Genomic DNA, 8,510 nt, shown 5'->3' with positions numbered 1-8,510 from the left:
GGGTGAAGTCGTAACAAGGTAGCCGTAGGGGAACCTGTGGCTGGATCACCTCCTTACGAGTATATGCGTTGTCATCCCGCCTTTATGGCGTGCAGCGCCCACACAGATTGAGCTGGATTTACCCGGGGTTATGTCCGGATTCTTTCCTCTGAAGCCGCGGAGCCATTGAAAAAGCCCGCGGGAATTCGTATTCGGGCCTGTAGCTCAGTTGGTTAGAGCGCACCTCTGATAAGGGTGAGGTCGTTGGTTCAAGTCCACCCAGGCCCACCACACATTCGGACCAGACAATCGGCGCCGGGCAGGGGGTTTCCTGGTCCTGACGAACGGCGCCACCGCAGGGCGCCGTCGCAGGCGCGGGCCCGGGACCTGTCCGGGACCTCTGGGGATTCCGAACCCAAACTCCTTTTCCCGCGCGCCGAAACGACATGACGATCGCACTCAGCGTCAATCTCAACAAAGTTGCCTTGCTGCGCAACGCCCGGGAGTGCGGCATTCCCGATCTCCTGGAGACCTGCCGCTTGTGCCTTGCCCACGGCGCTGACGGCATCACCGTGCATCCGCGCCCCGACCAGCGCCACGTCCGCGCTTCCGACATCGCGCCGTTGCGGGCCGAACTCGCCGCCGCGTCCCGAGAATTCAACATGGAAGGCAACCCTTTCTCGACGGCGCGCGGTTCTTATCCGGGCTTTCTCCCCCTGGTGTTGGCGGCGCGCCCGGAGCAATGCACCCTGGTGCCCGACAGCGACGAACAGGCCACCTCGGACCACGGATGGAATCTGGAAAAGCAGGGCGCCGATTTACGCCCTCTCATCGCCCGCCTGCGCGACGCCGGCATCCGCGTCAGTCTGTTCATGGACGCCGATCCGGCGCAAATTGCCCTGGCGGCAAAAGCAGGCGCCGACCGCATCGAAATCTATACGGAGCCATACGCGAAGGCGCACGCCGGCGGCGGGGGCAAGGGCGAGAAGCTTCATGGCGCCCTGGGCCATATCAGGGAAACCGCGCGCCAGGCGGCCGAACACGGGCTTGGAGTCAATGCCGGGCACGACCTCAACCTGAATAATCTACCGCTACTGGCGCGGGAAATTCCGCAACTGGAGGAAGTTTCCATCGGACACGCCCTGACCGCCGACGCCTTGCGTTTCGGTTTTCCGGGCGCACTGGAAAAATACCGCGCCGCGCTGCAAAGAACCGAATAAACCGGCCGGGAGTATCGCCGGGAATACGCCCCCCCGGGAGTACGCCGTGTCCGCGGTGCGCCGCCGGCAACGCGCATCAAGGCGCGCCAGCTAAAAAAAAGGCCCGCTTCCGCGCGGGCCTTTAGGGAACCAATAACGGGCCGGAAGAGGTGCGGAGTCGTTACATCATTCCGCCCATGTCTTCCATGCCGGCCCCTCCTGGACCACCCATCGGCGACTTCTCTTCCTTGGGCAGCTCGGCCACCATCGCCTCCGTGGTAATCATCAGCCCCGCCACGGAAGCCGCGTTCTGCAGAGCGGAACGGGTAACCTTGGTGGGGTCTATGATCCCGGACTCGATCAGGTTGCCGAAATCGTTGGTCGCCACATCGTATCCGAAGTTCTGCTGCTTGGCCTCGCTGTCAGCGATCTTGTTGACGATAACGGAAGGCTCAAGCCCCGCATTGGCGACGATCTGCCGGACCGGCTCTTGCACGGCGCGCATCACGAGGCGGATGCCGGCATTCTGGTCTTCGTTTGCGCCCTTTGCCTTTTTCAAAGAAGAAACGCAGCGCAACAGGGCCGTGCCGCCGCCGGGCACAATCCCCTCCTCCACGGCAGCCCGGGTCGCATGCAGGGCATCTTCCACCCGCGCCTTCTTCTCCTTCATTTCCACTTCGGTTGCGGCGCCGACTTTGATCACCGCGACCCCGCCGGAAAGCTTGGCCACCCGCTCTTGCAGTTTTTCCTTGTCGTAGTCCGACGTCGAATCCTCGATCTGCTTGCGAATCTGCCCGATGCGCGACTGAATGTCGGCCGGCTTGCCGAGGCCGTCTATGATCGTCGTGTCCTCCTTGGTGATCACGACGCGCTTGGCACGGCCCAGGTCTTCCAGCCGAATCTTCTCCAAGCTCAACCCGACTTCCTCGGAAATCACCTTTCCGGCAGTCAGGACGCCGATGTCTTCCAACATCGCCTTGCGCCGGTCTCCGAAGCCCGGCGCCTTGACCGCCGCCGCCTTGAAAGTGCCCCGGATGGTATTGACCACCAGCGTGGCCAGGGCCTCGCCCTCGATATCTTCGGCGATGGCCAGCAGCGATTTCCCCGACTTGGCGATGGACTCCAGCAACGGCAGCACGTCGCGAATATTCGAGATCTTCTTGTCGCAAAGCAGGATCAAAGGATCCTCCAGCTCGCAACTCATGGACTGCTGGTTGTTGACGAAATAGGGAGACAGGTAACCCCGGTCGAATTGCATGCCCTCCACGACATTCAATTCGTTATCGAGTCCCGAACCCTCTTCCACCGTGATCACGCCTTCCTTGCCCACCTTCTTCATTGCCTCCGCGATGGTATCGCCGATGGGCTTGTCTGCATTGGCGGACACTGTCCCCACCTGCGCGATCTCCGTGTCCGAAGAACAGGGCTTGGAAATCTTCTTCAATTCCTTGACGGCGGTGGCAACTGCCTGGTCAATCCCCCGCTTGAGATCCATGGGATTGATCCCGGCGGCCACGGCCTTCATGCCCTCGACCACCAGCGACTGGGCCAGCACCGTCGCTGTCGTGGTGCCGTCGCCGGCGACATCCGAGGTCTGCGAGGCCACTTCCCGCAACATCTGCGCGCCCATGTTCTCGAATTTGTCCTTGAGTTCGATTTCCTTGGCGACGGACACCCCGTCCTTGGTAACGGTAGGAGCACCGAAACTCTTTTCCAGTACTACGTTCCTGCCCTTGGGGCCCAGCGTAACCTTAACCGCATTGGCCAGCGTATTCAGACCCTTGAGCATACGTTGACGCGCATCGCCGCCGAACTTGATATCTTTCGCACTCATCGTTTGTTTCCCTCGTTGTAGAAGCCAGAAGACTAGATAGCGAACCCGAGCGCCGGTTTGCGCCGGCCGAACGGGCTTGCCCGCAACAGACGGGCTATTCGATCACGGCCATGAGGTCGTCCTCGCGCATCACCACGTATTCCACGCCCTCCAACTTGATCTCCGTTCCCGAATACTTGCCGAACAAAACCTTGTCGCCCTTCTTGACGCCCATGGCGGCAACCTTGCCGTTATCCATGACCTTGCCGGGCCCGACGGAAATCACCTCCCCGCGGATCGGCTTTTCCGTGGCCGAGTCCGGGATTACGATGCCCCCGGCACTGGCCCGCTCCTCCTCCGTGCGTTTGACGATAACGCGATCATGAAGCGGTCGGATTTTCATTTCGATTGCACCTCCGTGGTCTTTTGCGTTTGTTTAGCACTACTCTCAAGCGAGTGCTAATAACGAACGATAGGGCCGTCCGTCTCCCTTGTCAAGCCCTTTTGAGAATTGCCGCGCCCTCAGGGGGAGCCGGCGGGGGGCCGGTTTTCCACCGTAACCCGGGCAAAGCGCCGGCGGCCTATCTGGAACAGACAGGTGGTCCCCGCGGGAATTTTGCGCCAGCCGTCCGTGAAGCGTTCTCCGTCCATGCGCACCGCGCCCTGGCGGATCATGCGGTGAGCCTCGGAAGTGCTGGCGGCCAGACGAATTTCTTTCAGAAGGCCCGCCACGGTCCAGCCCCCCTCGCGGTCCCGCACCTGGTATTCCGGGAGGGTATCCGGGATCTCCTGCTGCTGAAAACGGCTTATAAAGTCGTCCCGCGCCCGTTCGGCGGCGGCCGTATCGTGGAAGCGCGCGACGATCTCATGGGCCAATTCGCGCTTGGCATCCCGCGGGTTCGCCCCCTCCGCAACGCCTCGCTGCAAATGCTCGATCTCGGTCAACGAGCGGAAGCTGAGCAACTGAAAGTAACGCCACATCAACTCGTCCGATATGGACATGATTTTGCCGTACATCTCCAGGGGCGGATCGGCAATCCCGATATAGTTGCCGTAGGATTTGGACATCTTTTGCGTGCCGTCCAGCCCCTCCAGCAAGGGCATGGTCAGGATCGCCTGCGGGGATTGACCGTATGCCTGCTGCAAATGACGCCCGATCAGCAGGTTGAATTTCTGGTCGGTGCCGCCCAGTTCCACATCCGCCTCGAGGGCGACCGAGTCGTACCCTTGCAGCAGAGGATAAAGAAACTCGTGGATGCCGATCGGTTTGCCGGCCTGGTGGCGCTTGTGGAAATCATCGCGCTCCAGCATCCGCGCCACCGTGTACTTCGAGGCCAGGCGCAACAGGGATTCCACTCCGAGAGCGAGGTTCCACCGGGAGTTGCATTCCACCCGGGTGGATTCCGGGTCGAGAATTTTGAATATTTGCTGCTTGTACGTGTGCGCGTTTTCCCGAATCCGCTCTGCGCTCAGCAATGGCCGGGCGGCATCCTGGCCGCTGGGGTCGCCGATCAAGGCCGTAAAGTCGCCGATCAGAAAAATGGCCTCGTGTCCCAACTGCTGGAATTCCCGCATCTTATTCAAAAGCACGGTGTGCCCCAGATGCAGGTCGGGGGCGGTAGGGTCGAAGCCTGCCTTGACTCGCAGCCGCTTGCCGCTGCGCAACCGGTCGCTCAATTCCGACTCGACCAGGATTTCCTCGGCGCCGCGCCGGATCTCGGCGGGTATGTCCGCCGTATGCGGCGCCTTTGTCTCAGGCGGCCGCACAGCGCATATCGGCCGGATTCCCGCTCATGAACAGGCCGGGACCGCCAGAATCATCGGGGAATCATCGGGGAGTTACCAGCTCCCCCAGCAAACGGTTCAGTCTGCGCACAAAATCCGCCGGGTCCCGCAACGGGGCGCCTTCGTTCAGCATCGCCTGTTCCAACAGCAGCAAAGACCAATCGCGCAGGCGCTCCTCGCCCTCCGCTGCCCCTATATGCCTTACCAGGACGTGCCCGGGATTGATTTCCAGGGTCGGCAGCCTATCGGGGGGCTGGTGCCCGGCCGCCGTAAGCACCCGCTGCAATCCCGCGCTCATTTCCTGATCGCCGTATGCCAGACAGCAGGCGGATTCCCGCAGCCGCCGGGAAGGGCGCACCTCTTTCACCTTGCCCTTGAGACAATCGGCAATGCGGGATGCCAGCCGTTCCCCGGTCTCCTTCCCTTCCGGCTCTTCGTCGCCGGCGTCGGGCAGGTCTAAATCCCCCTTGTTTACCCATTTGATCCGTATGCCCCGATACTCCCCCAAATGAGTCAGGACCCACTCATCTACGGGATCGCCGAGCAGCACCTCAAGCCCATGTTCGCGCGCGAGCTCGAGATGCGGGCTGGAACGGGCGGTGGCCGGGTTTTCCGTTGCCAGAAAATAAATCTCCTTTTGTCCCTCCTTCATCCGCTCCCGGTAATCATGAAAAGAAACCAGCGCCGCCTCGTCCTGCGCCTCGCGCGTCGAGGCAAAGCGCAGCAATTCGGTCACGTCGTCGCGGAAGGCCCCGGCTTCGACAACGCCTTCCTTCAATATGGTGCCGAATGCCTGCCAGAACTGGCGATACTTCTCCGGCTCCCGCTCCGCCATCGTCTTGAGTTGGTCGAGCAGCCGGCGGGTACAGCCCCTGCGAATCGAATCCACGGCCTGATTGGTTTGCAAAATCTCGCGGGAAATATTGAGCGGCAGGTCGTCGGAATCAATAACGCCGCGCACGAATCGCAGCCAGGGCGGGAGAAACTGCTCCACGGCTTCCATGATAAACACCCGGTGGGAATACAGCTTGACGCCGCGGAGTTGGCGGCGCTCCCAGAAACCGGCCGGCGCCGCGGCCGGTATGTACAGCAGGAAGGTATATTCCGTTTTTCCCTCTACATTTTTGTGCACGTAGCATAGCGGGTCTTCAAAATCGTGGGCGATGTGTTTGTAGAATTCGCGGTATTCCTGGTCGGCGATCTCCTTGCCGCTCCGCTTCCAGAGCGCGGTCGCCCTGTTGACGGTCTCCTCTTTGCCGGCCCCTTCCCCCTCCTGCGCCATGACGATCGGGAAGCCGATATGATCGCAATATTTGCGGGTAATCTCGCGCAACCGGTACCCGTCTAGAAACTCCTCCTCGTCTTTTTTCAGGTACAGGGTCACGCGGGTCCCCCGTGCCGGCCGGTCTTCCCGCTGTATGGAATACCTGCCTTTGCCTCTTGAGGTCCAGCGCGCGCCCGCCGTGCGCGGGGCGCCGGCCTTGCGGGTGGACACTTCGACCTTGTCGGCGATAACGAAAGAAGAATAAAAGCCGACTCCGAAGCAGCCGATCAGGCTGTCGGGCGTCGCGTCCTTTCCCTGCAGGGCTTTCAGAAACTTGCGCGTACCGGAGCTGGCAATCGTGCCGAGATTGTTGCGCAACTCCTCGCGCGACATGCCGATGCCGTTGTCTATCACGGAAACGGTGCGGTTCTTTTTGTCATACTCCACGCGAATCTTCGGGGCGGCGTCCTTTTCGTACAGGCTGTCGTCCTGGAGCGCCTCGAAGCGCAGCTTCTCAAGGGCGTCGGAAGCGTTGGAAATCAGCTCGCGCAGGGGCACCTCCTTGTTGCTGTACAGCGAACCGATGACCAGCTCCAGGAGCTGACGCACCTCCACGCCGAATTGGTAATCCGCTCTTTTATCCTTTATGCTTGGGTTGGTCATAGTCCGGGAACCGCTGCTTACGCAGGCGCGCCGCATGATAACAAAAAATTTCCTGCCCTTCGCACACGCAGGATGCCCAGCGCGTCATCCCTGCAACCCTCCCCTCCCGTATTGCACTGTATAGGCCTGATTTCCGGCACCAGCATGGACGCGATTGACGCGGCCCTGGTTGCCTTTACCGACAGCGGCGCAAAACCGGTGTCCGCAGCGAGCTGGCCGCTGGAAGAGCCGGTACAACGGCAATTGCGCGCCCTGGGGCCGGACGCGCCGTTGCGGGAAGTCGCCGCCCTGGACCGGCGGCTGGGGCACATGTTCGCCCAGGCCGCGCTGGCAGTACTCAAGCGCAGCGGCATGCGCGCCGCGCAGGTGACCGCCATCGGCAGCCATGGCCAGACCGTCCTGCACGGCACGGAAGACGGCGAACCCTGCACCGTGCAGATCGGAGATCCGAACATCATCGCCCTGCAGACCGGCATGGTTACCGTAGCCGATTTTCGGCGCATGGACCTGGCGGCCGGCGGCGAGGGAGCGCCGCTTGCCCCTGCCTTCCATGCCTGGCAATTCGGCGATACCTCGCTACCGCAGCGGTCCATAGTGAATATCGGCGGCATGGCAAACCTCACCGTGCTCCCCGGCAAAGGCAGCGGGGGCGATGTCGTCGGCTTCGATACCGGCCCGGGCAATGTCTTGCTGGACGAGTGGATCAGGCACTGCCGCGATCTCCCCATGGACCGGGACGGCGCCTGGGCGGCCACCGGCAAGGCCCGCGAACCCCTGCTGCAACAGATGCTGACGGACGAATACTTTTCCCGCCCGCCGCCGAAAAGCACGGGCCGGGAGCGCTTCAACTTGTCCTGGCTGCAAAAACATCTGGACAACCACAACCATAAAAATGGTGTCGCCCCCCAGGATATACAAGCCACCCTGCTCCGGCTGAGCGTGGAGACCATTGCCGGGGCCGTGCGCCGGCACGCGCCCTCCTGCTCCGAATTGCTGGTCTGCGGCGGCGGCATGCATAACCGGGAATTCATGCAGGTCCTCGCCGCGGCGCTGCCCGGTCTCGCCCTCTACTCCACGGGACAACGGGGCCTGGAACCGGATTACGTGGAGGCCGTCGCCTTCGCCTGGCTGGCCCGGCGCAGGATACTGGCGCTGCCGGGCAATTTGCCCTCCGTTACCGGCGCCCGGCGGAGCGTCTTGCTGGGGGGAATCTACGACCCCCATAGCGGAGGAAGCGGCGCGGGGCGCGCCTGAGCGTCCGCCCGGAGCGCTGTCTATACCGAGAAGGAAGAACCGCAACCGCAGGTCGTGGTTGCGTTGGGATTGCGGATCACGAATTGAGCCCCTTCCAGGCCCTCCGTGTAATCAATCTCCGCTCCCTTGAGGTATTGCAAGCTGGTCGGGTCCACCAGCAGGGATACGCCGTCCTTAACGACCGCGGCATCTCCTTCCTGCTGCTTTTCCTCGAAGGTAAACCCGTACTGGAATCCCGAACAGCCGCCGCCATAGATAAAAACCCGCAGCATCAGGGCATCGTTGCCCTCCTCGCGGATCAACTGCTTTACCTTCCCGGCCGCCGCATCGGTAAAGATCAACGGAACGCCCGCCCCCGCCGCACCGGGAGCGCTGGATGCTGGATTAATCGTTTCGGTTTCCATCGTCTTTCGGGGTCCTGATGCCTCCAAGCCATACCGACCTTGGGGAGATTATCCACCTCTTCCCGGGGAAAGGCAAATTGCCGCCCCCCCAACAAGCCGTTACGCAATCGAGGGGAAACGATTCCCACCCCGCCATGGAGGGTAGATTC

Annotated in this window: 7 protein-coding genes, 1 tRNA gene and 1 rRNA gene; 4 read left to right on the top strand and 5 right to left on the bottom strand. The window is 61.9% G+C overall.

The features are described from left to right. From OXU43_01760 to OXU43_01750, 3 genes are all read left to right on the top strand, one after another. Positions 1–56 (top strand): 16S ribosomal RNA (locus tag OXU43_01760); the annotation flags it as partial. A 137-nt stretch (positions 57–193) separates the two neighbouring features. Then, positions 194–270 (top strand) — tRNA-Ile (locus OXU43_01755). 155 nt (positions 271–425) lie between these two features. Next, on the top strand, positions 426–1,199 hold the full coding sequence (locus OXU43_01750; GenBank protein MDD9823896.1) for a pyridoxine 5'-phosphate synthase: 774 nt from the start codon (positions 426–428) through the stop codon (positions 1,197–1,199). A 160-nt stretch (positions 1,200–1,359) separates the two neighbouring features. Here the strand turns inward: OXU43_01750 and groL are convergent, their stop codons facing one another. The 4 genes from groL to htpG all read right to left on the bottom strand — a co-directional run bounded on the left by groL (position 1,360) and on the right by htpG (position 6,703). Further along, complete coding sequence (groL, locus tag OXU43_01745; GenBank protein ID MDD9823895.1) at positions 1,360–3,012, bottom strand: chaperonin GroEL; 1,653 nt, start codon at positions 3,010–3,012, stop codon at positions 1,360–1,362. A 94-nt stretch (positions 3,013–3,106) separates the two neighbouring features. Beyond that, positions 3,107–3,394, bottom strand: a complete 288-nt coding sequence (groES, locus tag OXU43_01740; GenBank protein MDD9823894.1) for a co-chaperone GroES — start codon at positions 3,392–3,394, stop codon at positions 3,107–3,109. A 119-nt stretch (positions 3,395–3,513) separates the two neighbouring features. Beyond that, entirely contained in the window at positions 3,514–4,758 is a 1,245-nt protein-coding gene (gene tyrS, locus OXU43_01735; GenBank protein ID MDD9823893.1) for a tyrosine--tRNA ligase, read from the bottom strand. 61 nt (positions 4,759–4,819) lie between these two features. After that, positions 4,820–6,703, bottom strand: coding sequence for a molecular chaperone HtpG (gene htpG / locus OXU43_01730; GenBank protein ID MDD9823892.1), 1,884 nt, complete (start codon positions 6,701–6,703; stop codon positions 4,820–4,822). A 111-nt stretch (positions 6,704–6,814) separates the two neighbouring features. Here htpG and OXU43_01725 point away from each other — a divergent pair, with 111 nt between their 5' ends. Further along, positions 6,815–7,957, top strand: coding sequence for an anhydro-N-acetylmuramic acid kinase (locus tag OXU43_01725; protein ID MDD9823891.1), 1,143 nt, complete (start codon positions 6,815–6,817; stop codon positions 7,955–7,957). Positions 7,958–7,977: 20 nt separating this feature from the next. Here OXU43_01725 and erpA read toward each other — a convergent pair whose 3' ends face one another. Next, positions 7,978–8,361 carry an iron-sulfur cluster insertion protein ErpA gene (erpA, locus tag OXU43_01720; GenBank protein ID MDD9823890.1) on the bottom strand — a complete coding sequence of 128 codons (384 nt, stop codon included), beginning with the start codon at positions 8,359–8,361 and terminating at the stop codon, positions 7,978–7,980. Positions 8,362–8,510: the final 149 nt, after the last annotated feature.

It is taken from the genome of Gammaproteobacteria bacterium, from assembly GCA_028817255.1.
GTDB classification, from domain to species: Bacteria; Pseudomonadota; Gammaproteobacteria; order Porifericomitales; family Porifericomitaceae; genus Porifericomes; species Porifericomes azotivorans.
Note: the sequence above shows the minus strand (reverse complement) of the source record. Positions and strands in the feature narration are given on the sequence as shown.